Annotated in this window: 21 protein-coding genes and 1 riboswitch; of the genes, 12 read left to right on the top strand and 9 right to left on the bottom strand. The window is 72.2% G+C overall.

The features are described from left to right. Position 1: 1 nt before the first annotated feature. Positions 2-1,291, bottom strand: coding sequence for an aminotransferase class V-fold PLP-dependent enzyme (locus tag QCD66_RS33520; RefSeq protein ID WP_375735869.1), 1,290 nt, complete (start codon positions 1,289-1,291; stop codon positions 2-4). A gap of 47 nt (positions 1,292-1,338) precedes the next feature. Then, positions 1,339-1,489, bottom strand: a riboswitch (SAM riboswitch). A 280-nt stretch (positions 1,490-1,769) separates the two neighbouring features. Between QCD66_RS33520 and QCD66_RS33515 the strand changes: the two genes are divergently transcribed. Continuing rightward, a complete protein-coding gene (locus QCD66_RS33515; protein ID WP_407567268.1) occupies positions 1,770-3,266 on the top strand; it encodes a PrsW family intramembrane metalloprotease in 1,497 nt (498 codons plus the stop codon). A gap of 10 nt (positions 3,267-3,276) precedes the next feature. Here the strand turns inward: QCD66_RS33515 and QCD66_RS33510 are convergent, their stop codons facing one another. Next, the gene (locus QCD66_RS33510; RefSeq protein ID WP_364211249.1) at positions 3,277-3,615 is read right to left on the bottom strand and encodes a co-chaperone GroES; all 339 of its coding nucleotides are present in this window, start codon (positions 3,613-3,615) and stop codon (positions 3,277-3,279) included. A 125-nt stretch (positions 3,616-3,740) separates the two neighbouring features. On the opposite strand from QCD66_RS33510, the gene QCD66_RS33505 reads away from it, so the two are divergent. Continuing rightward, the gene (locus QCD66_RS33505) at positions 3,741-5,036 is read left to right on the top strand and encodes an AI-2E family transporter (RefSeq protein WP_364211252.1); all 1,296 of its coding nucleotides are present in this window, start codon (positions 3,741-3,743) and stop codon (positions 5,034-5,036) included. 23 nt (positions 5,037-5,059) lie between these two features. Here QCD66_RS33505 and QCD66_RS33500 read toward each other — a convergent pair whose 3' ends face one another. Next, positions 5,060-7,192, bottom strand: a complete 2,133-nt coding sequence (locus QCD66_RS33500; protein WP_375736870.1) for an ATP-dependent DNA helicase — start codon at positions 7,190-7,192, stop codon at positions 5,060-5,062. A 148-nt stretch (positions 7,193-7,340) separates the two neighbouring features. Between QCD66_RS33500 and QCD66_RS33495 the strand changes: the two genes are divergently transcribed. The 4 genes from QCD66_RS33495 to QCD66_RS33480 all read left to right on the top strand — a co-directional run bounded on the left by QCD66_RS33495 (position 7,341) and on the right by QCD66_RS33480 (position 10,665). Then, positions 7,341-7,844, top strand: coding sequence for a DUF402 domain-containing protein (locus QCD66_RS33495; protein WP_357535505.1), 504 nt, complete (start codon positions 7,341-7,343; stop codon positions 7,842-7,844). A gap of 158 nt (positions 7,845-8,002) precedes the next feature. Further along, positions 8,003-8,875, top strand: coding sequence for a PPK2 family polyphosphate kinase (locus tag QCD66_RS33490; protein WP_375736872.1), 873 nt, complete (start codon positions 8,003-8,005; stop codon positions 8,873-8,875). A 158-nt stretch (positions 8,876-9,033) separates the two neighbouring features. After that, positions 9,034-9,660 carry a DUF47 family protein gene (locus QCD66_RS33485; RefSeq protein WP_357535507.1) on the top strand — a complete coding sequence of 209 codons (627 nt, stop codon included), beginning with the start codon at positions 9,034-9,036 and terminating at the stop codon, positions 9,658-9,660. A 3-nt stretch (positions 9,661-9,663) separates the two neighbouring features. Then, positions 9,664-10,665: an inorganic phosphate transporter gene (locus QCD66_RS33480; RefSeq protein WP_364211256.1), complete on the top strand. Its 1,002-nt coding sequence runs from the start codon at positions 9,664-9,666 to the stop codon at positions 10,663-10,665. Positions 10,666-10,751: 86 nt separating this feature from the next. On the opposite strand, the gene QCD66_RS33475 is transcribed toward QCD66_RS33480, so the two are convergent. Continuing rightward, positions 10,752-11,720 (bottom strand): Gfo/Idh/MocA family protein, encoded by a 969-nt coding sequence (locus QCD66_RS33475; protein ID WP_375736871.1) that lies wholly within the window; start codon positions 11,718-11,720, stop codon positions 10,752-10,754. Between the two features lie 169 nt (positions 11,721-11,889). On the opposite strand from QCD66_RS33475, the gene QCD66_RS33470 reads away from it, so the two are divergent. Next, positions 11,890-12,726 carry an NUDIX hydrolase gene (locus tag QCD66_RS33470; RefSeq protein ID WP_375736873.1) on the top strand — a complete coding sequence of 279 codons (837 nt, stop codon included), beginning with the start codon at positions 11,890-11,892 and terminating at the stop codon, positions 12,724-12,726. A 19-nt stretch (positions 12,727-12,745) separates the two neighbouring features. Here the strand turns inward: QCD66_RS33470 and QCD66_RS33465 are convergent, their stop codons facing one another. The 4 genes from QCD66_RS33465 to QCD66_RS33450 all read right to left on the bottom strand — a co-directional run bounded on the left by QCD66_RS33465 (position 12,746) and on the right by QCD66_RS33450 (position 16,612). Beyond that, a complete protein-coding gene (locus QCD66_RS33465) occupies positions 12,746-13,624 on the bottom strand; it encodes an IS5 family transposase (RefSeq protein ID WP_407566917.1) in 879 nt (292 codons plus the stop codon). 131 nt (positions 13,625-13,755) lie between these two features. After that, the gene (gene mshD, locus QCD66_RS33460) at positions 13,756-14,691 is read right to left on the bottom strand and encodes a mycothiol synthase (RefSeq protein ID WP_407566916.1); all 936 of its coding nucleotides are present in this window, start codon (positions 14,689-14,691) and stop codon (positions 13,756-13,758) included. Positions 14,692-14,756: 65 nt separating this feature from the next. After that, complete coding sequence (locus QCD66_RS33455; RefSeq protein WP_407567267.1) at positions 14,757-15,653, bottom strand: polysaccharide deacetylase family protein; 897 nt, start codon at positions 15,651-15,653, stop codon at positions 14,757-14,759. Between the two features lie 245 nt (positions 15,654-15,898). Next, on the bottom strand, positions 15,899-16,612 hold the full coding sequence (locus QCD66_RS33450) for a response regulator transcription factor (RefSeq protein ID WP_212825987.1): 714 nt from the start codon (positions 16,610-16,612) through the stop codon (positions 15,899-15,901). Between the two features lie 276 nt (positions 16,613-16,888). Here QCD66_RS33450 and QCD66_RS33445 point away from each other — a divergent pair, with 276 nt between their 5' ends. From QCD66_RS33445 to QCD66_RS33425, 5 genes are all read left to right on the top strand, one after another. Next, on the top strand, positions 16,889-17,899 hold the full coding sequence (locus QCD66_RS33445) for a hypothetical protein (RefSeq protein ID WP_375733750.1): 1,011 nt from the start codon (positions 16,889-16,891) through the stop codon (positions 17,897-17,899). A 222-nt stretch (positions 17,900-18,121) separates the two neighbouring features. Further along, positions 18,122-18,907 (top strand): DUF2993 domain-containing protein, encoded by a 786-nt coding sequence (locus QCD66_RS33440; RefSeq protein ID WP_375733749.1) that lies wholly within the window; start codon positions 18,122-18,124, stop codon positions 18,905-18,907. 13 nt (positions 18,908-18,920) lie between these two features. Continuing rightward, a complete protein-coding gene (locus QCD66_RS33435) occupies positions 18,921-19,049 on the top strand; it encodes an Ms5788A family Cys-rich leader peptide (protein ID WP_375733748.1) in 129 nt (42 codons plus the stop codon). Positions 19,050-19,218: 169 nt separating this feature from the next. Continuing rightward, a complete protein-coding gene (locus QCD66_RS33430) occupies positions 19,219-20,067 on the top strand; it encodes a sulfurtransferase (RefSeq protein WP_364211274.1) in 849 nt (282 codons plus the stop codon). A gap of 5 nt (positions 20,068-20,072) precedes the next feature. Then, positions 20,073-20,393, top strand: coding sequence for a DUF1416 domain-containing protein (locus QCD66_RS33425; protein WP_212825993.1), 321 nt, complete (start codon positions 20,073-20,075; stop codon positions 20,391-20,393). A 126-nt stretch (positions 20,394-20,519) separates the two neighbouring features. Here the strand turns inward: QCD66_RS33425 and QCD66_RS33420 are convergent, their stop codons facing one another. After that, entirely contained in the window at positions 20,520-24,899 is a 4,380-nt protein-coding gene (locus QCD66_RS33420) for a S8 family serine peptidase (protein ID WP_375733755.1), read from the bottom strand. Positions 24,900-25,052: the final 153 nt, after the last annotated feature.

Here is a 25,052-nt window from a genome sequence, read left to right as displayed (position 1 = left end):
CCTACCGCCCGGCGAGCGCGGTCAGGAGGCGGTCGACGTGCTCGACCGTGCTGCCCAGCCCGATGCTCGCCCGCAGCGCCGTCGCCGGCGGGTTCCGCCAGCCGCGCCGGGCGGCGGCCTCCGCGATCAGCCGCCGGGTCAGCGGGTGCGCGCAGAACAGGCCGTCCCGTACGCCGATCCCGTGTGCCGTCGCCAGCTCCGCCGCGACCGTCGCCGACTCCCGGCCGGCGACCACGAACGACACGATCCCGACCCGGGGCTCGGCCGCGTCGAAGAGCCGCAGCTCCTCGACGCCGGGGAGCGCGGCGAGGCCGGCCCGCAGCCGGGCCAGCAGCGCCTGTTCGTCGTCGTGCAGCGCGGCGCGGTCGGCCGCGCCGAGCGCGGCGCAGACCGCCCCGAGCGCGACCGCGCCGAGCAGGTTCGGGGTGCCCGCCTCGTGCCGGGCCGGGCCGGTCGCCCAGCGCACCTGGTGCGTCGCCGGGCCGACGTAGGCACTGGCCCCGCCGCCGGACAGGTACGGCGGGGCGGCGTCCAGCCAGTCGCCCCGCCCGACCAGCACACCGGTGCCGAACGGTGCGTAGAGCTTGTGGCCGGAGACGGCGACGTAGTCGACGCCGAGCGCGGCGATGTCGACCGGGGCGTGCGGGGCGAGCTGGGCCGCGTCGAGCGCGATGCGGGCGCCGTGCCGGTGCGCGACCCGGGCCAGTGCGGCGACCGGCCACCGTTCCCCGGTGACGTTGCCGGCCCCGGTCACCGCCACCAGCACCGGCCGGCCCGGATCGGTGCCCCGGCGCAGCTCGCGCAGAGCGGCGTCGAGCGCCCGTACGGCCGCGCCGGGCGACGCCGGCACCGGCAGCCGTACCGCTGCGGACGGCCAGGGCAGCAGGTTGGCGTGGTGCTCGCTGGCGAAGGTGACGACGGTGCTCGCCGCCGGCAGCGCGTGGGCGAGCAGGTTGAGCGCGTCGGTGGTGTTGCGGGTGAAGATCACATGGTCGTCGGCGCGGGCGCCGAGGAAATCGGCGACCTCCTCGCGGGCCCGCTCGTAGGCGAGCGTGCAGCGTCGCGACAGCTGGCCGGCGCCGCGGTGCACGCTCGCGTACCACGGCAGCAGTTCGGTCACCGCGTCGGCGGCGACCGACGCGCAGGGTGCGGTGGCCGCGTAGTCGAGGTTGATCTGACCGGGCACGCCGAGCACGTCGAGCGGCCGCGTGGCCGGACGTCCCGGGCCGGTCCACGGCAGCGGCTCGGCGGCCCACGGCAGGGTCGTCACGGGGGTGAGGGTCGTGTTCATCGGCCAGCCTCCGGCGATCAGGGACCCCGGGTGTGGCGGAAGGGTGGGGCCCGCGCTTGCCCGGCACCTGGTGGCGACGGGCCCGGTCTTCACCCAGGGCACCCCACCGCGAACCTCGACGAGGGTTGCCGGCCAGCAAGCTGGGGCTTCGGCCCGCACCGCAGCGGGGCGGACCGTTGGTCGCTGGCACTCGTGACCTGCACCGGAGCATAACCGCAACACGGGTGACCCGGCGAGTGGTCTTCAACTCGATACGCTGGCGGGCATGGCCGAACTTCCGCCCGGCGGGCAACCACCCGCGTCGCCCGTACCCCCGGGCCCGGTTCCGGGGGACGGGCAGCCCGCCGCGCCACCGGTGGACCGGGAGCCGCCCGGACCCGTCGCCCCGCCGGCGCCGTCGTCGGCACCGCCGGGCGTCGGCCCGTCCCCGGCGGCGGCCGTCGTGCCGGGCGTGCCCGGGGTGGCCGTCGAGGCGGGGATGGCCGCCGTGCCGGGCGTACCGGCGGCGGCGGGCGTGCCTGGGGCGGGCTGGCCGTCGGGTCCGGTGCCGGACCCGGCCGGCAAGGCGCGCCGCTGGCGGGTCGGCTGGCGGCGTGGTCTGATCATGGCGGCGACCATCCTGGTGATCGCCGGCAGCGCGATCGCGATGCTGTTGACGCTCGGGCAGAACCTGGGCGTCGAGGCGCTGGTCATCGGTCTGGTGGCGGCGATCCTGCCGGTACCGGTCCTGGTGGTGTGCTTCCTGTGGCTCGACCGCTACGAGCCCGAGCCGATGAAATACCTGGTCTTCTGCTTCGCCTGGGGCGCGGCGGTGTCGACGTACGCGTCGTTGAACGTGAACACCTGGGCGGCCGGGGTGTTCGAGCGCAACGACCTGCCCGACTCACTGACCGCGGTGCTGGTCGCCCCGTTCATCGAGGAACTGACCAAGACGCTCGGCCCGATCCTGCTGCTGATCGTGCGGCGCCGGGAGTTTTCCGGCATCACCGACGGTATCGTCTACTGTGGAATGTCGGCGATCGGCTTCGCCATGGTGGAGAACATCCTCTACCTGGGCGGCCACGGCTACGCCAGCGGCGCCGAGCAGTACGGCCGTGCCACCGGCGCGCAGATGCTCTTCGCCATCTTCATCGTCCGGGTGCTGCTCACCGCGTTCGCCCACCCGCTGTTCACCGCGATGGCCGGCATCGGCCTCGGTATCGCCGCCCGCTCCAGCGACCGGCGGATCCGGGTGCTGGCCCCGTTCGCCGGCCTGCTGCTGGCGATGATGCTGCACGGCGCCTGGAACCTGATGCCGTCGCTCGCCGTCGCCACCGGGCAGAACCTGATCCTGCTCTACGGCTACATCGGCCTGATGGTGCCGATCTTCTTCGGCATGGTCGGGCTGGCCGTGTGGCTGCGCGGCTGGGAGGGCCGGCTGACCGAACGCACCCTGCCGCACTACGTACGGGCCGGCTGGCTCTCACCGCCCGAGGTCGCGTCGCTGGGCAGCCTGGGACGCCGGCACTCGGCCCGCCGGTGGGCCCGGCGGGTGGCCGGCGAGGCCGGACTCAAGGCGATGCGCGGCTACCAGTTCTCCGCGACCCAGTTGGCCCTCCTGCGCGACGGCATGCTGCGCGGCCTCGACGCCAAGCCCGCCGACCGGGCCGGCGCCGTACGGGAGGAGGCCGAACTGCTGGCGGCGATCGTCCGCTACCGGCAGGTCTTCACCGGACGCGACCCGCAGGCGCCCGACGCGCGCTGGGACGGCGAGCGCTATCACATCGCGTTCCCGGACGGGGTGCGACGCGTGGTCGACGCCCCCGACCAGCCGGTCGTGCCGATCCCGGTGGTGCTCACGCCGCCACCCCCGCCGCCCGTCCCGGTCCACCCCGGCGCGTACGGCCCACCGGGTGCGTACGGCCCGCCCGGCGGGTTCGGCCCGCCCGGCGGCTACGGCCCGCCGGGCGGCTACCCGCCGCCGGGCTGGCGCTGACCGTCCCCGCTCAGAGGTAGAGGCCGGTGGAGTCGGTGTCGACCCGTTCGGCCGCGACCGCGTGCAGGTCGCGCTCGCGCAGCAGGATGTAGGCCCGGCCGTGCAGTTCGACCTCGGCGCGGTCCTCGGGGTCGAAGAGCACCCGGTCGCCGGTGACGATGGACCGCACGTGCGGGCCGACGCCGACCGCCTTGGCCCAGGACAGTCGCTTGCCCATGGAGGCGGTCGCCGGGATGACGATGCCGGCGGTGGACCGTCGCTCGCCGTCACTGCCCTCGAGTTGCACCAACACGCGGTCGTGCAGGAGGCGGATCGGCAGGCCGGGGTCGTAGTTGGATTCGGCGCTCACGACGGAACCGTACCCCGCCTCGCAACCGGACCCGGCGGCGGTTGAGACACCCCGGCCGGGGGCAACATACGCCGGACTCGGGACCCCGGTGAGCGCTGCTCAGTGCGAACACCCGCTAACGTGGGGTGGCCGAGCGTGAGGAGGTGCTCTTGAACCGCTTCGAGCAGGTACGGGCGAAGATCCGTCGGGCCTACGAAAAGGGCGAGGCATCGGTGCGCGCGAGGAGCCGCTCCCGGCCCGAACCCGAGCCGGCGCCGGCTCCGGTCGAGCCGCCGCCGAACGGGGGATTCGAGCCGCCGCCACCGGAGGTCCACCAGTCCACATCGAGCCGTGACGACGCCGACGTACCGCACGGCCTGCGGATCGCCGCCGCCTGGTCGTGGCGGCTGATCGTCATCGGCGCGATCGGCTGGGCGATGCTGAAGGTGATCGGCACCGTACGGATCGTCATCATCCCGCTGCTCATCGCGCTGCTGCTGTCGGCGCTGCTCGCCCCGGCCGTCGGCTGGCTGCTGCGGGCCCGGTTTCCCCGCTCGCTGGCCACCGGCCTGGTGCTGGTCACCGGGCTGGCCGCGGTGGTCGGCACACTGACCATGGTGGTCAACGAGTTCGTGGCCGGTGTGCCGGAGTTGAGCCGTAACGCGACCAAGGGCGTGCAGCAGATCCAGGACTGGCTGAAGACCGGCCCGTTGCACATGTCGGACAACCAGTTCAGCCGCTACATCGAGCAGGGGCAGCGCTGGATCGACGAGAACACCCAGGCCCTCACCAGCGGCGCCCTGTCCACCGCGACCACCCTCTTCGAGGTGCTCACCGGCGCGGTGCTGGTGCTCTTCGCGACCTTCTTCTTCCTGCGCGACGGCCGCCGGATCTGGCGGTTCCTGGTCCGGCTACTGCCGGTCGCCGCCCGGTGGCGGGTCGACGACGCGGGGCAGGCGTCCTGGTCGACGCTCGTGTCCTACGTCCGGGCGACCGTGCTGGTGGCCTTCATCGACGCCGTCGGCATCGGCATCTTCCTGGTCATCTTCGACGTGCCGTTCGCCCTTCCGCTGGCCGCGCTGGTCTTCCTCGGCGCGTTCATCCCGATCGTCGGCGCCACCCTGTCCGGCGCGGTCGCCGTGCTGGTGGCACTGGTCGACAGTGGCTGGGTCACCGCGCTGATCATCCTCGGCGCCGTGATCGGCGTGCAGCAGGTCGAGGGGCACATCCTCCAGCCGCTGATCATGGGACGGGCGGTGGCCATCCACCCACTCGCGGTGATCATCGCCATCGCGGCGGGAAGTGTGCTCGCCGGCATCGTCGGCATGCTGGTGGCCGTGCCGCTGATCGCGGTGCTCAACACCGCCGTACGCCGGCTGGCCGGCCGGCGTACGCCGGAGGTGCCGCCCGACGCGGTCGTGGTGGCGTCGAAGACACCCTGATCCGCCGACCGGCACCGGCCCGGTCAGGTGCGGGAGAGGCGTTCCAACGCCCCCTGCGCGATGTCGGGACGGGTCGTGTACCAGAACGGTGGCAGCGAGCGACGCAGGAACGCCCCGTAGCCCCGGGCGGTCTCCAGCCTGGAGTCCAGCACGGCCACGACGCCCTTGTCGCCCGTCGACCTGATCAGCCGGCCGACGCCCTGCGCGAGCCGGATCGCGGCGATCGGCACGCTCACCGAGGCGAAGCCGGAGCCGCCGGTCGCGTCGACCGCCGCCGCCCGGGCCGCCGCCAGCGGCTCGTCCGGGCGCGGGAAGGGCAGCCGGTCGATCACCACGAGCTGGCAGGCGTCGCCCGGCACGTCCACGCCCTGCCACAGCGACATCACGCCGAACAGGCAGCTCGCCCGGTCCTCGCGGAACCGGCGGACCAGCAGCGGCAGCGCCTCCTCGCCCTGGAGCAGCACCGGCAGGTCGGTGCGGGCCCGCAGCAACTCCGCCGCCTGGGTGGCGGCCCGCCGCGACGAGAAGAGCCCGAGGGTACGGCCACCGAGCGCGCCGACCAGCCGGAGCAGTTCCTCGCCGGCCGCCTCGGGCAGGCCGGAGGCGGCCGGCCGGGGCAGGTGCGCGGCGACGTAGAGGATGCCCTGGCGGGGGTAGTCGAAGGGGGAGTCGACGTCGAGCGACCGCCACGGCGGGGAGTCCGTGTCCTTCTCGGCGTCGCCCGGCCGGCCGTCACCGGCCCTGGCCAGGGCGGGTTTGCCGTTACCCGGCCCGGCACCGTCGGGCTGGTCGACGGCGGCGCCCGGAGCCAGCCCGAGCGCCCGGGCGATGGTGTCGAACCGGCCGCCGAGGGTGAGGGTGGCCGAGGTCGCCACGACCGTGCGTTCGTCGTAGAGGTTGACGGCCAGGGTGCCGGCGACCGACAGCGGTGCGACGACCAGCGCCCGCCGGCCGCTCTGGGCACCCTCGGGCTTCTCCACCCAGGCCACGTCGTGGTCGGCCTCCTCCAGCAGGCGCTGGGTGGTCTTGGACAGCTCGTCGAGCACCGACTTCGACTGCTGCTTGCGTACGGGGTCCGGGTCGTCGGACTTGACGTCGCCGATCCGGTCCAGCGCGGACCGGGTCGCCGAGTCGAGCAGGGTGCACGCCTCCCGCAGCGGCGGCGGCAGCCCGGCGGTGAGCCGGCCGGCCGGCACCTCGGCGAGCCCGACGGCGAGCGCGTCGCCCGCCTCGACCAGCGTCTCGGCGATCTCCGGGGTCAGCAGCGGGCGGGACTGCCGGGCGGCCCGCTCGACCGCCTCGGCGGTCAGCTCGGCCTGGGCCGCGGACGAGACCCGGTCGGCCAGTTCGTGTGCCTCGTCGATGATCAGGAGCTTGTGCGGTGGCACGATGTGCCGGCCGGCGAGCATGTCGACGGCGAGCAGGCTGTGGTTGGTCACCACGATGTCGGCCTCCCGCGCCCGGACCCGGGACGCCTCGGCGAAGCACTCGTCGCCGTACGGGCAGCGGGTCGCGCCGACGCACTCCCGGGCCGGCATCGAGACCTGCCGCCAGGCGGTGTCGTCGACTCCGGGGTCCAGCTCGTCGCGGTCACCGGTCTCGCTGGTCAGCGCCCAGTCGCGGACCCGTTGGATCTGCTTGCCGAGCCGGCCGGCCTCGCCGAGCCAGCCGGTGCTGTTGCCGCCGGACCCCGGCGAGTCGAAGAGGGTGTCCGGCTCGTCCTCTGTGGAGTGGTCGAGTTTGGCCATGCACACGTAGTGGTGGCGGCCCTTCAGCACGGCGTACGTCGGCCGGCGGCCGAGCACCGGCTCGACGGCGTCGGCGAGCCGGGGCAGGTCGTGCTCGACGAGTTGGGACTGGAGGGCGAGGGTGGCCGTGGAGACCACGACCGGCCCGTCCACGGTGAGCGCCGGGGCGAGGTAGGCCAGCGACTTCCCGGTGCCGGTGCCGGCCTGCACGAGCAGGTGCTCGCGGGACCCGATCGCGTCGTCGATCGCCGCCGCCATCTGCTGCTGGCCGGGGCGGGCCGCGCCGCCGGGCACCGCACCGACGGCGGCCGTGAGTAAATCGTCGGTGCTCACCCTTCCGCGTCGACGTCGGGTGCCGGGAGTGCCGGTGGCGGCGGTTCTGGCTGCGGAGGTGGGCGCGGCGGTCACCGTGCGACCGTACCGGTAGCGGCCGACACGGCCACGCCGATCCGGGTCACGCCCCGCCGTGCCCGGCGTACCGGTTGTTCATTTCCTGACAATGTGAGAAGTGTTCACGGGCCGGCATCCGTTGTGACCTATCAGTTAGGGTGCGGTCATGCCGAGCGATGTTGTGCGGGTCGTTTATCGCAAATACGACGGTTCCGCCCATCGTGACTACCCCGCCCGGCGCCTCGCCGAGGACGACCTCGGCACCTGGCTCGGCGTCACCGCCGGCACCCCGTCCGTCTACCATGGCCGGCCGTCGGTCGAGCAGATCCCGTTCGTCCTCTTGGTCCCGCACGCCGCCTGGTGGACCGGGATGTTCAACCCGGAGCCGCGCACCAGCGAGGTCTACTGTGACATCGCCACGCCGGCCCGCTGGGAGGGCGACACCGTCCACATCATCGACCTCGATCTCGACGTGGTGCGCCGGCGCGCGACGGGTGCGGTGGAGCTGCGCGACGAAGACGAGTTCGCCGATCACGGTGCCCGGTTCGGCTACCCGGAGGACCTGATCACCGAGGCCCGGGCCGCGGCGGCGTGGCTGTTCCTCGCGCTGGGCGACGGCACCGAGCCGTTCGCGACCGCCTACCGCAAGTGGTTGGCCCTGGTGGTCTGAGCCGGCCGCCACCGCCGGTCGGTGCCGCCGTACGGCATCCTCCGGACCCGTCGACTGGCGAGCCGGCTGTCGCCGGGCGGCTCCCGCTCGGCATGATCGCCTGGTGGGCCCGTGGGTGGCCCGGTGCGAGACGCGAGTGAGGTGGCGACGTGAGCGAGATGCGGGATCTGTTGCGGGTCGGCGGACCCGGACCGGTGGATCTCAATGCGATCCGGCCGAGGTCCACACCCGGACTGCCGACCGGTGACGTGGTCGGGCCGGTGCCCAAGGCATGGGGGCGGGCCCAGGTCGCGCAGATCGGCCGGGAACTCGCCGAGGAGCAGGAGAAGCTGGCGGCGCTGGCGAAGACCGGGCCGGATTTCGACCGCCGCGTCCTGCTGGTGTTGCAGGCGATGGACTGTGGTGGCAAGGACGGCACGATCAAGCGGGTGGCGGGCGCGATGAACCCGCTCGGCCTGCACATCCGGTCGTTCGGGGCGCCGACCGCGGAGGAGTTGTCGCACGACTTCCTCTGGCGGATCCGGCGCGCGCTGCCGGCCCCGGGCTACCTCGGGGTGTTCAATCGGTCACACTACGAGGACGTGCTCATCGCACGGGTCGACGAACTGGTGCCGGAGAGCGTCTGGCGGGCCCGCTACGACCAGATCAACGAGTTCGAGGCGGAACTCGTCGACAGCGGCTTCACGCTCGTGAAGGTGATGTTGCATATCTCACCCGAAGAGCAGCGGGAACGCCTGATGGAGCGGCTGACCGATCCGCACAAGCACTGGAAGTACCACCCGAGTGACGTCGAGGCCCGTCGCCGGTGGGCCGACTACCAGGCCGCGTACGCCGAGGCGCTGGCGTATTGCAGCACCGACCGGGCGCCGTGGTACGTCGTACCGGCCGACCGTAAGTGGTACCGCGACTGGGCGGTGGCGAACCTGCTCCGCGAGACCTTCGCCGACCTCGGGCTGTCCTACCCGGCGGCGACCTTCGACGTCGAGCGGGAGCGGCGCCGGCTGGAGGAACAGGTCATTCCGTCACTCTGACGAAGGTAAACGGAGGGTGAACTGGGCGCTAATGGCGCATGACCAGGGGTGGGCGCTCAGCGGGCGCGATTCGGGGTTCCCTAGCATTCCCCGAGGATCCCGGGGAACCGTCCCCGAGGCCGGCATCCCCGTCGATCAGGAGCAACGAGGTCCGCGCTGTGAAGTTTTCCTTCCGCCCCACCGAGGGCGCCTTCTACGAGCTCTTCACCAGGGCGGCGGAGAACCTGGTACGGGGCACCGAACTGCTCAACGAGCTGGCCCTGCCGGACGTCGACGTCCAGTCGGTCAGCGAGCGGCTGACCGAGGTCGAGCACGACAGCGACCAGATCACCCACCAGCTCTACAAGAAGATCAACTCCGCGTTCATCACGCCGTTCGACCGCGAGGACATCTACCAGCTCGGCTCGCAGCTCGACGACGTCATGGACCACCTTGAGGCGGTCGGCAACCTGCTCTACCTCTACGGGCTGACCAAGTTGCCGTCGCTGCCCCGGGAGATGCACGAGCTGGTCGACGTGCTGGACCAGCAGGCCAAGCTGACCGCCGAGGCGATGCCCCGGCTGCGGTCGATGAAGGACCTCGAGGACTACTGGATCGAGTGCAACCGGCTGGAGAACGAGGGCGACCGCGCCTACCGGATGCTGCTCGTCCGGCTCTTCTCCGGCGAGTACGACGCGCTGACCGTGCTGAAGATGAAGGAGGTCGCCGACGAGCTGGAAGCCGCCTGCGACGCCTTCGAGCACGTGGCGAACACAGTCGAGACCATCGCGGTCAAGGAGTCCTAGGCCTTGTCCCCCGAGCTCATCGCAGTTCTGGCCGTCATCCTGGTCGCCCTGGTCTTCGACTACACCAACGGCTTCCACGACGCGGCCAACGCCATCGCCACCAGCATCTCGACCCGGGCGCTGACCCCCGGCGTCGCGCTGGGCATGGCCGCCATCGGCAACTTCATCGGCGCCCACTTCGGCGCCGAGGTGGCCAAGACCGTCGGTAGCGGGCTGGTCAACCTGCCCACCGGCAAGGCGAGCCTCGCCATCGTCTTCGCCGGGGTGGTCGGCGCGATCACCTGGAACCTAATCACCTGGTACTTCGGCCTGCCCTCGTCGTCGTCGCACGCGCTCATCGGCGGCGTCGTCGGCGCGACCCTGGTCGCCGCCGGCGAGGTCCTGTGGAGCGGCATCCTGTCCGACGTCGTGGTGCCGATGATCCTGTCGCCGGTGGTCGGCTTCGTGCTCGGCTACCTGGTGATGCTGCTGGTCCTGTGGACCTTCCGCAACGGGCACCCGGGCAAGCTGAACCGTGGTTTCCGGTGGGCGCAGACGGCCTCGGCCGCGGCGATGTCGGTCGGCCACGGCATGCAGGACGCCGCCAAGACGATCGGCATCATCGTGCTCGCCCTGTACGTCGGCGGTTACCAGAGCGACGCGGAAACCATTCCGGAGTGGGCGTTCTGGACCTCGGCGACCGTGCTGGCGCTGGGCACCTACGCGGGTGGCTGGCGGATCATCCGTACCCTCGGTCGCAAGATCATCGACCTGCGCCCGCCGGAGGGTTTCGCCGCCGAGACCGTCGCCAGCGGCGTGCTCTACTTCAACGCCCTGGTTCTCGGCGCGCCGATCTCCACCACGCACACGATCACGTCGGCGATCATGGGCGTCGGGGCGACCAAGCGGCTGTCGGCGGTCCGGTGGGGGGTGGCCGGCAACATCGTCGGCGCCTGGATCCTCACCTTCCCCGCCGCCGGCTCCATCGCCGCCCTGTTCTACCTGATCGTCCGCCCGCTCTTCTAGCCGTGCCCGTCCCCGCGATCTTGCACTCGTCGCCCGACAAAGGCGACAAAAAGGGGGAGACAAGTGCAAGATCGCGGGGAGTGGGGTCAGGTGTACGAGACGCCGATCTGCGCGCGGACCGTGTCGAGCAGCGACATCACGTCCAGGGTCGCGGCGTGCGGCACCAGTGGACTCTCCCGCAGCCCCGCCCGCAGGCACCGCTGCACCTCGGCCGCCTCGTACTGGTAGCCGCCACCGGTCTGCTCGGTCACCACGGCCTCCGCCTCCGCACCCGCCCGCAGCAGCGTGAACCCGCCCGGCCGGAAGAACGGCGAGGGCAGTTCGATCCGCCCCAGGGTGCCGGTCACCGAGGCGGTGGTCGGCGTGCCGCCCACCAGCCCGCAGGTCAGCGTCGCCACCGCCCCCGACTCGTAGCCCAGCACGATCCCGGTGTTCTCGTCGACGCCCTCCGGCCCGATCTTCGCCCAGGCGCGTACCTGGTCGGGACGGCCGAGCAGCAGATAGGCCAGGCTCACCGGATAGACGCCGAGGTCGAGCAGGGCACCACCGCCGAGTTCCCGGGCCCGCAGCCGGTGCTCGGGCGGGAACGGCCCGGCCAGCCCGAAATCGGCGCGTACGGTGGTCACCTCGCCGATCGCCCCATCGGCGATCAGCTCCAGCACCCGCAGGATCGTCGGGTTGCAGCGCATCCACATCGCTTCCATCAGGAACAGGTCGCGGGCCCGCGCCGCCTCGATCAGTTCGGTCGTGGTGGCCAGATCGAGCGTGAACGGCTTCTCGCACAGCACCGCCCGGCCGGCGTCGAGGCAGATCATGGTGGCCAGGTGGTGCGCGGAGTGCGGGGTGGCGACGTACACCACGTCGACGTCGCCGTCGGCGGCCAACTCCTTCCAGGTCCCGTACGCGCGCGGGATGCCGTACCGGTCGGCGAACGCCTGGGCGCTCGGCAACGACCGGGAGCCGACCGCCACCACCTCGGCGTCCGGCAGCAAACCAAGGTCTTCGACGAACCTGCCGGCGATGTGGCCGGTGGCGAGGATGCCCCAACGAGTCATGCCCGCACGCTAGTCGAGGCCGGCCCGGCCGCCGAGAGCGAGATCGTCCCGTCCCGGCCCGGCGACGGCCCGGTGGCGGGCCGGCTCCCGGCCGCCGGCATAGGCTGGCCGGGTGACATCGACCGACCCCCAGCTCCCGGTGCCGGAGGCACTCGCCCCCCAGCTCCCGGTGCCGGCACCCGACCTCCACTTTCCGGTGCCGGAGGACCTGCTCGCCCGCGCCACCCGGTTCTACCGCGCCGAGGAGCGGCCGGTGCCGCCCCGGGTCGCGGCCACCGTCGTGCTGCTGCGGCCGGCCGACGCCGGCGACTTCGAGGCGTACGTCATCCGGCGCCTCGCCGCGATGGCGTTCGGCGGCATGCACGCCTTTCCGGGCGGGGGCGTCGACCCGACCGACTCCGAGGGGCAGCTCGACTGGGCCGGGCCGGACACGGGGGAGTGGGGGCGCCGGCTGGGGCTCTCCGACGGGCCGGCCCAGGCGGTGGTGTGCGCGGCCGTACGCGAGGTGTTCGAGGAGGCCGGGGTGCTGCTCGCCGGCCCCGGCGGTGACACCGTCGTCGGCGACGTCAGCGGTGACGACTGGGAGGCGGCCCGCCGGGCCCTGGTGGCCCGCGAACTCGGGTTCGCCGACCTGCTCCGCGAGCGCCGGCTGACGCTGCGCTCGGACCTGCTGGTCCCGTGGAGCCGCTGGATCACGCCGGAGTTCGAACCCCGCCGCTTCGACACGTACTTCTTCGTGGCCCTGCTGCCGCGGGGGCAGCGGACGCGGGACGTGTCCGGGGAGGCCGACCACACAATGTGGATCAAGCCGGCCGAGGCGGTCGCCCGGGCCGAGGCGGGTGGGTTCGCGATGCTGCCGCCGACGCTGGTGACCCTGCGCGAGGTGGCCGCGTGCGCGGACATCCCGGCGGTGCTGGCCGCGGCGGCCGACCGCGACGCCGGCCGGATCATCATGCCGAAGCTGGAGGTCATGCCGGACGGCGAGGTCCGGTTCGTCCTGTCCTAAGGCGTGTTTCATAAGTCGGTCAGAGCCATTCGGTGATGATGGTGATGGTCAGGACGGCTTGGAAGCGGACGGCAAGCTTGTCGTAGCGGGTGGCGACGCCGCGGTGGCGTTTGAGCCGGTTGATTCCGTTCTCGACGGCGTGGCGTAGCCGGTAGAGCTGCCGGTCGAACGCGGGTGGGCGGCCACCGCGGGAACCCTTGGCCTTACGGTGGGCGTCCTGGTCCTTCTTGCTCGGGATGCAGGCCCTGATCCCGCGCGAGCGCAGGTATCGGCGGTTGCCGCGGCTGGTGTATGCCTTGTCGGCCAGAACCAGGTCGGGGCAGGTACGGGGCCGGCCCACGCCCAGACGTGTCACGCGGATACGGCGCAGGACGGGGATGAACTGTGGACTGTCACCACGGTGCCCGGCGGTCACGATCAGGGAGAGAACCTTCTGCCCCTGCTCGCAGGCCAGATGAGTCTTGGTGGTCAGCCCACCCCTCGATCGACCCAGCGCGTGGTCGGCCGGCTCGTCGTGCACGCCGCCGGGAGGCTCCTTCTGCAGATGGCCGTCCTTGCGGGCACCCGCGGCGTGCTGGTGAGCGCGGCTGGTCATCGAGTCCACGCTCACCGTCCAGGCGATCCGGCCGGTCGCGTCGCCGGCGGCCTGCAACGCGGACAGGATCTGGTCCCAGGTCCCGTCACGCTGCCAGCGGCGGAACAGGCCGTAGACGGTGGGCCAGGGCCCGTACTCGGCCGGGACGTCACGCCACGGGGCACCGATCCGGATCCGCCACCGGATCCCGTCGATGAGCTGTCGTTTCTCCCACTTCGGCGGACGACCCGTCGCCGGCGCGGCAGGCAGCAGCGGGGCCAGAACAGCCCACTGCCTGTCGGTCAGGTCATGCCGCCTCGTCACCGCTACGCTGGGCACAAGGTCTCCGGTATGAAGTTCTTGCTTGGTCGCAGAACCAGATACCGGAGACCTCTTCAGTTATCGATCACGCCACGCCGCAACTTCGTGGGACAGCCCGACTTACGAAACACGCCTTAGTCGCGTACGTAGTTGACGTCGACGGTCCAGCGGGCGAAACCGAGCCGGCCGTACAGGGCGATGGCGCCGGTGTTCGACTCGTCGACGTACAGCATCGCCTCGCCCAGGCCGCGCTCGCGCAGATGACGTAGCCCGGCCAGGGTCAGCGCGGTCCCCAGACCGGTGCCGTGGGCGGCCGGGTCGACGCCGAGGACGTACACCTCGCCGATCGGGTCGACACTCCGGCCGTCCCGGCCACCGTCGTGCACCTTGGTCCAGTGGAAGCCGAGGATCCGGCCGGTCGGGACGTCGGTCGCCAGCAGGAAGCCGGTCGGGTCGAACCACGGTTCGGCGATCCGGGCCCGCAGGTCGTCCAGGGTCCAGCGGCCCTGTTCCGGATGCTTCGCGAAGGCCCGGTTGTTGACCGCGAGCCAGGGCTCGTCGTCCACGCCGGGCCGGAACGGGCGCAGCGCCACGCCGTCGGCCAGCCGCGGCTCCGGGATCGGCTCGGCCAGCGACCGGCGCTGGGAGAACAGCACCCGGTCGCGGCGGAAACCCAGCCGCAGCGCCAGCGCGCCGGCCGACGGATGGTCGCCGTGCGCCCACACCCGCAGCGGGCCCACCGGCCCCGCCGCGCCGATCACGGCGAGCACCAGTTCGCGGCCGAGACCCTGCCGGCGTCGCATCGGGTGTACGACCAGTTCGGCGGCGGCACCGTCGGCCGCGCCGGACGCGTCGACGTACGCGTATCCGGTGAGTTCGCCCGCGGTGTCCCGGATCGTCAGGTGCGCCGCCGGGGTGTCCGACCCGTGCCGGATCCGTAGCACGACCTGTTCCGACAGCGGCTGGGCGCCGTCGGCGCGGTCGGCGGTCGCGGCCAGCGCCAGCACCTCGGCGATCCCCGCCGGGTCGAGCCGCTCGGCGGACTGGACGAGGGGGCGTTCGGTGCTCACCCCGTCACGGTATCCGGCGCTGCCGCCGGACACCGGCGACGGTGCGCCGCCGTACACCGTGGGGGTCAGATCTGGCCCGGGTGCAGCGGCAGTTCGAGCCCGAAGCGGGGCGGCTGGTCGATCCCGGCCGGCAGTGCCTCGAGCAGGAAGCGGCGGCCCACGTTGGGCAGGATCGACCGCAGCGCGTTGACGGTGCCCTGCCGGTTGCCGCCCGCGTCGTGCAGCAGCACGATCGCACCGGGGTGGGCGCCCGCGTTCACCGTCGCCGCGATGCTGCCCGCACCGGGCACCGTCCAGTCCTGTGGGTCGACCGTCCAGTGCAGGGAGGTCATGCCCATCTCCCGGGCCACCGCGACCGCGCCCGGTGTCCAGTTGCCGCCGGGGTGGCGGAAGTAGGAGATCTTCTCGCCGGGGACGGCGGCCAGGATGGCCTCGTTGGTCCGGCGCAGGTCGTTCTCGATCACCGTCCGGCCCCGCGCCCCGAGGGCGAAGTCGTGGTTCCACGAGTGGTTGCACAGGGTGTGCCCGTCGGCCACGATGGCGCGTACCAGGTGCGGGTAGCGGCGGGCGTTCTCGCCGACCAGACAGAAGGTGGCCCGGACCTCGTACCGCCGCAGCAGCGCCAGGGCCTGCGGGGTGTAGTTCGGGTCGGGCCCGTCGTCGAAGGTGAGGGCGACGTACGACATGCCGGTCGTCATCCGGCTGCCGAACGGCCCGTTCCGGTCCTCCGGCAGCGGTGGCCGGTTGGGCCCGGTGATCGGCTGCGCCATCGGCTCGGAGTTGCGGCGGGCCCGCTCCTGGGCGGCCGGCCTGGTGACCGGGGTGGCGGTCGCGGAGGCGCTGGGGCTGGCGGCGGTCGAGGCCGGTGCGACGTACGGGTCGACGGCCAGCCCGAGCGAGTAGGCGCCGGTCAGGATCGCCGCCACGGCCAGGACGGCGGGTACGACCGCTCGCCCGCGCAGCCAGGCGAGTACGGCGTCCCGCCGCTTCACTGGCGTCTCGTCGTTCACCTGGCCCACAACCGCCTCCTCTGTACCGATTCCGGCAACCAGAGTAAGTACGACTTAGAGCGCTAAAAGCGTGTTTAAAGCAAATCAGCCACACGGCGGCCGGAGGGGCACACAAAGCCGAGCGCCACCCGGAAAACCGGGTGGCGCTCGTCGGATATCCCGCCGCACGGCGACGGAACCGGTATAGGGGGTGCGGGTCAGACCGGCAGCGGCGCGGGCTCCGAATCCGGCAGCGACCGCGACGGCGGTACGACGAACTTGTAGCCGACCTGGCGGACCGTGCCGATCATCGACTCGTATTCGGAGCCGAGCTTGGCCCGCAGCCGCCGGACGTGCACGTCGACGGTGCGGGTGCCGCCGAAGTAGTCGTAGCCCCAGACCTCGCGCAGCAGCTGGTCGCGGGTGAAGACCCGGCCGGGGTGCTGGGCGAGGAACTTCAGCAGCTCGAACTCCTTGTAGGTGAGGTCGAGCGGCCGGCCCTTGAGCTTGGCCGCGTAGGTGTCGGGGTCGATGTTGAGTTCACCGGCGCGGATCGATCCACCGGCGCCGGCGGTCGCGTTGCTGAGCCGTCCGACCGCGAGCCGCAGCCGGGCCTCGACCTCGGCCGGCCCGGCACTGGCCAGGATGACGTCGTCGACACCCCAGTCGGCGGTGAGCGCGATGAGCCCGGCCTCGGTGACGACCGCGATCAGCGGCACCCCGAGACCGGTGGCGTGCAGCATCCGGCAGGTGGCCCGCGCCTCGCTCAGCTCGGACCGGGCGTCGACCATGACGGCGTCCGGGCTGGGGGCGGACACCAGTGTGCGTACGTCTCGTGGTGCGGTGCGTACCGCGTGCGGAAGCAGGTCGAGCGCGGGCAGTACGGCGGATGGTTCGCCGGCCCGTGCGGTCACCAGCAGCAGGATCTCCACACTTCACCTCCGTCCTCGCGGCCCGCTGGCCGCGCGGTGACCGGCGGCTGTCGAGCTGGTCGCGCCGCGTCCTGGGCGGTCAGCTGTCGTTGCCGCGGAGTTGCCGGTCCCGGCGTCGCTGACGGGGCGGGTAAGGGCCGAGCTTAACCGATCCATGGCCCGAAAACGGCGGGTGCCGGTCCGATCATCTGTGTGTTCGGCCATAACGGATGAGGCGTTGTCCGGGGGTGTCCGCGTGATCCGCGCGTCATTTCCAGCGTCTGCAAGGATCGGAGGGTGTTTCCCTCCACGCCCCCCCCGGCCGGCCGCGACGCCTGGTCCGACGACCCACCCCCCGGCGCGGCCGGTCCGCCGCACGGACCGGGTCGGCGCGGCCATCCGGCCGATCCGGGACCCGCGGCGCGGGAGGGGGACCCCGGCCACGAGCCCGACGACGACGCCGAGTTCGAGGACGAGATCGAGATCGTGCCGGTACGCCGCCGGCTGTCGGCCGCGATCGCCGGCTTCGCCGTGCTGGTCGGGGTCGGCCTGATCCTCGGCGCGCAGACGTCCGGCCCGGGCGCCCGGATCCCGTTCGCGGTCGTCGTCTTCGGCGTACAGGTGCTCTTCGTCCTGGCCTGGACCATGGCGACCCGGCCGCCGGCGCTGCCCTGGGTCGCCGGGGTGGCGGTCGCCGTCGCCGCCGCCGCCGACCTGCTCGCGGTCACCCGACAGGAGGCCGGCCTTTCGCCGCTGCTCCTCGTGGCGATCGGCGGTGCCGTCCTGGCCGTCCTCGGCCAGCTGGTCCGCCGGGCCGACCGGGCCCGGTTGACCGAGTCGGTCGGCGCCACCCTGCTGGTCACCTTCGGGGTGGTGGCGCTGGGCACGCTGCTGGTCCTCAGCCGGGTGCCGGCCGGCACCCAGGCCATCTTCGTCGTGGCGACGGCGGCCGCGGTGGCGCTCCTCGTGGCCCGGGTGACCGACGCCGTGTTCCTCTGGCCACGGCTGGCCCCCCAGGTGCCGCGCGGCGCCGCCGGCGTCGTCGTCGGCGCGATGTGCGGCACCCTGGCGAGCGCGGTCCTCGGCAGCTACCTCGTGTCTTTCACCCCGGCGAGCGGGGCGGTGATCGGGCTGGTCGCCGCCGGTGCCGCCGTACTGACCGATCTCGGGGCCGGCTACGCCGAGGCGGGACGGCAGATGGCCGGCGATCCGCCGACCCTCTGGCTGGCCCGGCACCTCCAGGGACCGCTGGGCGGATTCGCGCTGGCCGCCCCGGTCGCGTACGCCATGACGGTGCTCTACCTCTGATCCGCCCCGGCCGACCACGGCGACGGATCACGGCGCCGACTCGCGCGATAGTGCCATCCGCGCGGCGGCGAGCGTGCCGGCGCCGCGATCCGGGTACAGAATCAGCCCGGCGCGCGGGAATCGTCGGCACCGCGGCCGACCGCCCCCACCGGGGCGGCTTGCAGCGGAAGATCGGCCGGTCGTCCCAACGGGGCGGCTTGCAGCGGAAGACAGGAGGCGGGCGTGGCAGACAGCTATCCGACGCGGGAGGTCCGGCCGCGCCGCCGGGGCCGGCGGCTGCTCATCGTGGCGGTGATCCTGCTCCTGGTGCTGGCCGGCCTGCTCGTCGTCGCCGACCGGGCCGCCGTCGGCTTCGCCGAGCGGACGATCGCGCAACAGGTGAGCACCGAGGTCAGCCGGCAGAACCTCCAGGCGTCGCAGCCGGAGGTGTCGGTCGGCGGTTTCCCGTTCCTCACCCAGGTCGCCGCCGGGCGGTACGAGTCGATCTCGATTCTGCTGCGCGACGTCGAGGGATCGGTGCAGGGCCGCTCGGTGAGCATGCCCGAACTGGACGTCAACGCCCGGGACGTCACCGCCTCGATCGAGACCCTTCGGTCCGGTCAGGGCGACGTACGGGCCCGCACGGTCGAGGGCACCGGCACCATCTCGTACGCCAGCGTCGCCGCGCTGATCCAGCGGCCGGGCGTGACGCTCGCCGAGGAGGGCGGGCAGTTGGCGGTGAGCGCCCCGCTGGAGGTGCTGGGGCAGCAGTTCACCGTCCACGGCACGGGCGACCTGGCCATCAACGAGGGACAGGTGCAGGTCCGTTTCGAGAACCTGACCGCCGAGGGGCTGCCCGACGTGCCGGCCGCCCAGGCGCTGGTCAACGCGTACGCCCGGCAGATCTCGATCGACGTGCCGTTGCCGGCGCTGCCGTTCGAACTCGCCGTGCAGGAGGTACGCCCGCTGCCGGAGGGCCTGGCGGTGACCGCGACGGCCCAGGACGTGCCGCTCAACTCCACCGTGTGACGGCGGTTCCCGCATGCTGGTCGACCTACCAGCCGTGGTAACACGGCTGGTAGGCTGCCTGGTCATGGGGACGTTCCTCACCAAACGGCGCGCGGTCGACCTGTGCCGCGTGGCCACCTGCCTGTGTCGCCCCGTCATCTGACGGCGGGGCTGCCTCCCTCTGCGTACCCTCTGGTCTGAACGCTCGGCAGCGGCGCCGTCGCACAAACCCGTGATCCGCCCTAACTGGGTCCCGCGCGTGGTGCGACCGAACGATCCCGTGATCATCAACGCGCTGGCTCACCACCTCCATCGTCACAAGGAGTGATCTGATGAGTCGCGACACCGCACTCGTTTCGGCCGACTGGGCCGAGAAGAACCTCGGCGCCCCGGGCGTCGTCTTCGTCGAGGTCGACGAGGACACCACCGCGTACGACGGCGGCCACCTCGCCGGCGCGATCAAGCTCGACTGGAAGACGGACCTCCAGGACCCGGTACGCCGGGACTTCGTCAACAAGGAGCAGTTCGAGGCGCTGCTGTCCGAGCGTGGCGTGTCCAACGACGACGTCGTCGTGCTCTACGGCGGTAACAACAACTGGTTCGCCGCCTACGCCTACTGGTACTTCAAGCTCTACGGGCACGGCGACGTCAAGCTCATCGACGGTGGCCGCAAGAAGTGGGAACTCGACGCCCGTCCGCTGGTGAAGGACGCCGTCTCCCGCCCGGCGACGCAGTACGTCGCCAAGGACCCCGACCTGTCCATCCGGGCGTTCCGGGACGAGGTCGTGGCCGCCATCGGCACCCAGAACCTGGTCGACGTGCGCTCGCCCGACGAGTTCGCCGGCCGGCTGCTCGCCCCGGCGCACCTCCCGCAGGAGCAGGCCCAGCGGGCCGGGCACATCCCGACCGCGGTCAACGTCCCGTGGTCCAAGGCGGCCAACGAGGACGGCACCTTCAAGTCCGACGACGAGCTGCGCGCCCTCTACGCCGACGCGGGTCTCGAGGACGGCAAGGACACCATCGCCTACTGCCGCATCGGCGAGCGCTCCTCGCACACCTGGTTCGTGCTCAAGGAGCTGCTCGGCCACCAGAACGTGAAGAACTACGACGGTTCGTGGACCGAGTACGGCTCGCTCATCGGTGTGCCGGTCGTCCTCGGCGACGAGCCCGGGAAGGCCTGACGACGATGACCGCACCCACATCAACCGGCTGCGCCGCGCCGGACCAGGCGGCTCCGTTGCCCGCATCGGTCGACCTCACCCGCGAGACCGTCATCACCGGCGTGGTCAAGACCGCCGACGGTGAGGCGGTGGCCGGCGCCTACGTCCGGCTGCTCGACTCGACCGGCGAGTTCACCGCCGAGGTGGTCACCTCGCCGGCCGGCCAGTTCCGGTTCTTCGCCGCCCCCGGCACCTGGACGCTGCGGGCGCTGTCCCGGCACGGCAACGGCGACGCGACGGTCACCGCCGCGCAGGGCGTCAACGAGGTCGGCGTCAGCGTGGGCTGACCCGGCGCAGGACGACCGAAGGGGGAGCCGGTGACCGGCTCCCCCTTCGTCATGTCCGGACCATCCGGGCCGGGACCGGCCCGCGGGTGGCTTCACACCACCCGGCGGACCGGCCCCGGGACCGGATCAGATCCCGCCGAGGCGGGGCGCGCAGGGGCTCGACGGCGCGAGCGTGAAGTCGCTCGTCGCCACGAAGCCCGGCTGCACCTGGATTCGTACGGCCTGCGGAATCCAGCCGTCCTTGGCCACGATCACCTCGTAGCGCCCACGCGGGATCCAGTACGCGTACGTACCGTTGCCGCCCGAGGTCAGCGTGTAGCCGACGCCCGGCGTGTTGAGCGAGTTGAGGCGGACGGTCGCGGCGACGCCGACCCTGACCCCGGCACAGGTCTCACCGATCACGGTGCCCTGCACCTTGCCCCAGCTGGTCGGCGGCGAGACGTTCATCTCGACGCTGATCGCCGGGACCGGGTAGGAGGTGTCGGAGACGATGCCCAGCTCGGCCGTGTAGGTGCCCGGCTGCTCGACACCGGCCGCCGCGGTGGCGGTCAGGGTGACCTTCACCTTCTTCGACTCGCCCGGGGCCAGCGTGAACTCCGTCGGGTCGGTCGACAGCCACGACACGTCACCGGCGGCGTCGCACAGGTCGAGCCCGCCGAGCATCTCGGAGTCCGCCGAGCCGACGAACGACGACGGCGAACCACCGATCTTGTACGCGCCGCAGGCGGCGGCACCCCGGTAGCGGGCGAACTGGGCGTTCGGCAGGTTGAGCCATTCCGCCGCCACCGGGTCGTACGCGATCGTCCGGTTGGTGACCGTCGTCGACGCGGCGGTGACGCCACCGGCCAGCACCAGCAGGCCACCGGCCGAGGTGCCCTGCGAACCCCACAGGTCGATCGGCATGTCCGGCAGCGGGCTCCACTGGTCGGCACCCGGGTCGTAGGAGTACGCGTCGGTGAACTCCGAGGCCCCGGCGCCGCCGGCGCAGTAGACCTGGCCACCGATGCCGCCGCAGGACATCCACGCGACCGCGAGCGGGTAGTCGGCACCGGTGCCGAACGCGCCCGCGGCGGGGTCGAAGATGACCGTGTCGTTGGAGTCGGTGCAGGCGCTGTCGGCGCAGCCACCCACCAGGATGACCTTGCCGTCGACGACCGCCGTACCGGCCGCCGACCGCGGTGCCGGGTTGGTCACGCCGGCCAGCGTGCTCCACGTACCGGCCGCCGGGTCGAAGACGTCGACCGTGGCGACCGGCGTGCCGCCCGGACCCCAACCACCGATGACGTAGAGCTTGCCACCGACGGCCGCCGCCGACGGCTTGGCGCGGGCGTTCGGCATGTCCGGCAGCGCCGTCCAGGCGTTGGTCTCCGGGTCGTAGACCCAGGCCTTGCGCTCGATGCCGCTGCCGCTGCCGCCGCCGACCGTGTAGACCTTGCCGTCCAGCGTCGCGGCGGCGTTGTCGAAGACGGCCGCCGGGTAGTTCGCGATGCGGGTCCAGGCCTCGTCGACCGCCGGAGCGGCGGCCCCGGTCACCCCGGGCGCCGGGTAGACGGTGCCGGTGGCGGCCTTGCTGATGCCCTTCATCTGGTGCTCGGCGAGTACCGCACCCTGGCGGCCGAGCAGTTCGAACGCGCCGGTCCGCTCGACGAACCCGACGGTCGCCGGGGCGCCACCGGTGTTCTTGACCGTGACCGTGGTGGTGCGGGTGCTGCCGTATGGCTGGTGCGACTCGATCGACGTCGGGCTGACCGTGAGCCGGCCCGACGGCAGGGCGAAGTCGCTCCGTACGGTGCCGTTGGCGGCCACGTTGACGTTCTTCGTGACCGGCTGGTACGGCGACCGGGTGGCGGTGAACGGGTGCGACCCGGTCAGGCTGGAGAACAGCCAGTAGAAGCCGTCACCGATGTTCGGGTCGTCCGGCGTCGCCGCCGAGACCGCCTTGTCCAGCGGCTCGTCGCCACTGGTCACGGTCGCGCCGTTGACCGCCGCGCCGGTGTTGGCGTCGGTGACGAAGCCGACGACCAGGCCGCCCGGCTCGGGGGAGCAGGTGCGGTTGACGACCTGAACGTCGTCGACCTGCCACCACCAGGCCCAGGTGCCCTTGTAACGGAACCGGATGAGGGCCTCTTCGGCACCCGCGGCCGGGGCCAGCGAGATCTCCTCGATGGTCGGCCCACGCCGGCTGGTGGTCTGGTGCCAGACGTTGACCCAGGTGGTCCCACCGTCGATCGAGACGTCGACGTCGGCGGTGTTGGTGCTGCCGACGGCCCGGAAGTCGCTGTTGAAGCGCAGGTAGGGGCCGGTGGCGTCGGACAGGTCGATCGGCGGCGAGATCAGGTCGGTGTCCTGGGTGTTGCCGCTGCCCAACCGGTCACTGTCGATGATGGCGAAGTTGCCGGTGCCACCGGTCAGGTTGCCCCGCAGGCCCGGGTCGTCGAAGACCCAGCCGCCGCTCGCGGTGCGGTTGACCACCGACCAGCCGGCCGGGGTGGTGGTGGCGTCGAAGCTCTCGCTCGCCAGTGGCGCGCCGAACGAGGCCGAGTAGCCGGCCGCCGTGCAGGCGGGGTCGACCTGGACGGCGAAGTCGACGGTCTGCGCCGCCGAGCCGACCGCCACGTCCCGGACGACCGTCTGGTAGCCGGGGTACTGCACGGTGGTGGTGAACCGGTAGTCGGTGCCGCCGGCCACGGTGAACGAGTACTGGCCGGTCACCGGGTTGGTGAAGACGGGACCACCGGGGCGGCCGGCAACCTCGATCTTCGCGTAGAGCGGGTAGCCCTTGCCGGAGCCGTCGGTGACCTTGCCGCTGACCGTGACGACCGGCGCGGCGGTGAGGGTGAAGTCGCGGGTCACCGCGCCGCCCTCGGTCACCGTGACGGTGGCGGTCTGGCTGCCGTAGCCGTACGCGGAGGCGGTCACCTCGTGGTCGCCGGCCGGCAGGTTTAGCGCGTACCGGCCGTCGGGGCCGGTGACGGTGCTGCGGGTGCCGGAGACGACGTTCGCGCCGACGACCGGGTTTCCGGCCGAGGTGACGCTGCCGCTGACCCGGCCGACCGGACCGCGCGGGGCGGCGGTGACCGCCTGGTACGCGTTCAGCCGGCCCTCGCCGAAGGTGTTGTTGTTGTCGGCGGTGCCGCCACAGGTGGTCGCGTTGACGTCGGTGGCGGTGTCGTCGAGCAGTGCCTGGGTGGCGTCGAGGTCGCCGATCAGGCTCGGCGCCGCCGACCAGATCAGCGCGATCGTGCCGGAGACGTGCGGGGCGGCCATCGAGGTGCCGTTGAACGCGGCGTACCCGTTGCCGTCCACAGCGGACCGGACGTTGATGCCCGGCGCGGCGATGTTCGGCTTGATGCCACCGTCCACGGCGGACGAGCCGCGGCTGGACAGGCTGCCGATGTTGTTGTTGATGTCGTACGCGCCGACCGCGTACGAGATCGGGTAGTCGCCGGGCGAGCCGGTGGTGTTGCAGCCCGGGCCGGAGTTGCCGGCGGAGAAGACGGGGAACATGCCGACCGTCCGCCAGGCGGCGACCGTCTGCAGGTACCACTCGTCGCCGCCGCCACCGCCCCAGGAGTTGTTGATGATGTCGGCGTGCAGGTCGGGGCGGGGGTTCTGGCCGTTGAGGTCGGTGGGGGCGAGCATCCACTGACCGGAGGCGAGCAGGGCGGCGTCGCTGCAGCTACGGCTCTCGCAGCCCTTCGCGGTCATCCACTTGGCGCCCGGGGCGACGCCGATCTGGTTGGCTTCGCCGTCGTCGCCGGTCATCGTGCCCATGGTGTGGGTGCCGTGGTCGTTGTTGTCACACGGCACGTCGCCGGGGCAGACGTTCGACGGGTCGAACCAGTTGTAGTTGTGGTCGAAGGTGCCGTTGCCGAGGTTGCCCCGGTAGCTGTTGACCAGCGCCGGGTGGTCGAACTGGGCGCCGCTGTCGATGCTGCCGATCACGACACCCTCACCGCGGACGCCGTACTCGCTCCAGACCCGGGGCGCCTCGACGTTGGTGATGTTCCACTCGACGGCATTGGTGCCGGACCGGTCGGCGGTCGGAGCGTTGCGCTCCGGTTCGACCAACTCGTACGTCCGCGCCGGCTCGATGCTCTCCACCTCGGGGCGAGCGGCGATCAGGTCCACAAGGGCCTTGTCGCCGGTGACCCGCAGCGCGTTGGCGATCCAGAACGCCTGGTAGGGCACCTTGCGCTCGTCGAGTTCGGCGCGCAGACCACGCTGGGTGCGCGACGCCGTGTCGGTGAGCTGCCGGTAGGTCTCGGCGGCCCGGGCGTCCGAGGTGGACAGTCGGGCGGCGCCGCCGAGCTGGGCGCGTTCCTTCAGGTAGACGGTGAATTCGGTGCTGCCCTCCCGGGCCAGTTCAGCCGCTAGTTCGGGGTTGACCTGGGCCTTCGGGGCGGCTGACGCGATCCCTGGCGTCCCGGTGAGGGCCAGGATGATCGCGGCGGCCACGGCCGTCGATCGGGTTACTAACGAACGGCGTCTTGAGCGATGTGACATAGGGTTCCTCTCCCGCAACCGTTTGAAGTCATGCTCTGGTGGGTAGAGGTAGTGATCAATGGATTCGGGCGGGCAGTTTTCGGGCAAGATTCTGGCCCGATTCAGGCGGCCGTCAGAAAGTTGTCGCACATCGACGACAGACACTGTTGACTC

Origin of the sequence: Polymorphospora sp. A560, from assembly GCF_045781765.1 — a bacterium.
In the GTDB taxonomy this organism is placed as follows: Bacteria; Actinomycetota; Actinomycetes; order Mycobacteriales; family Micromonosporaceae; genus Polymorphospora; species Polymorphospora lycopeni.
This window is presented reverse-complemented; position numbering and strand designations above follow the sequence as displayed.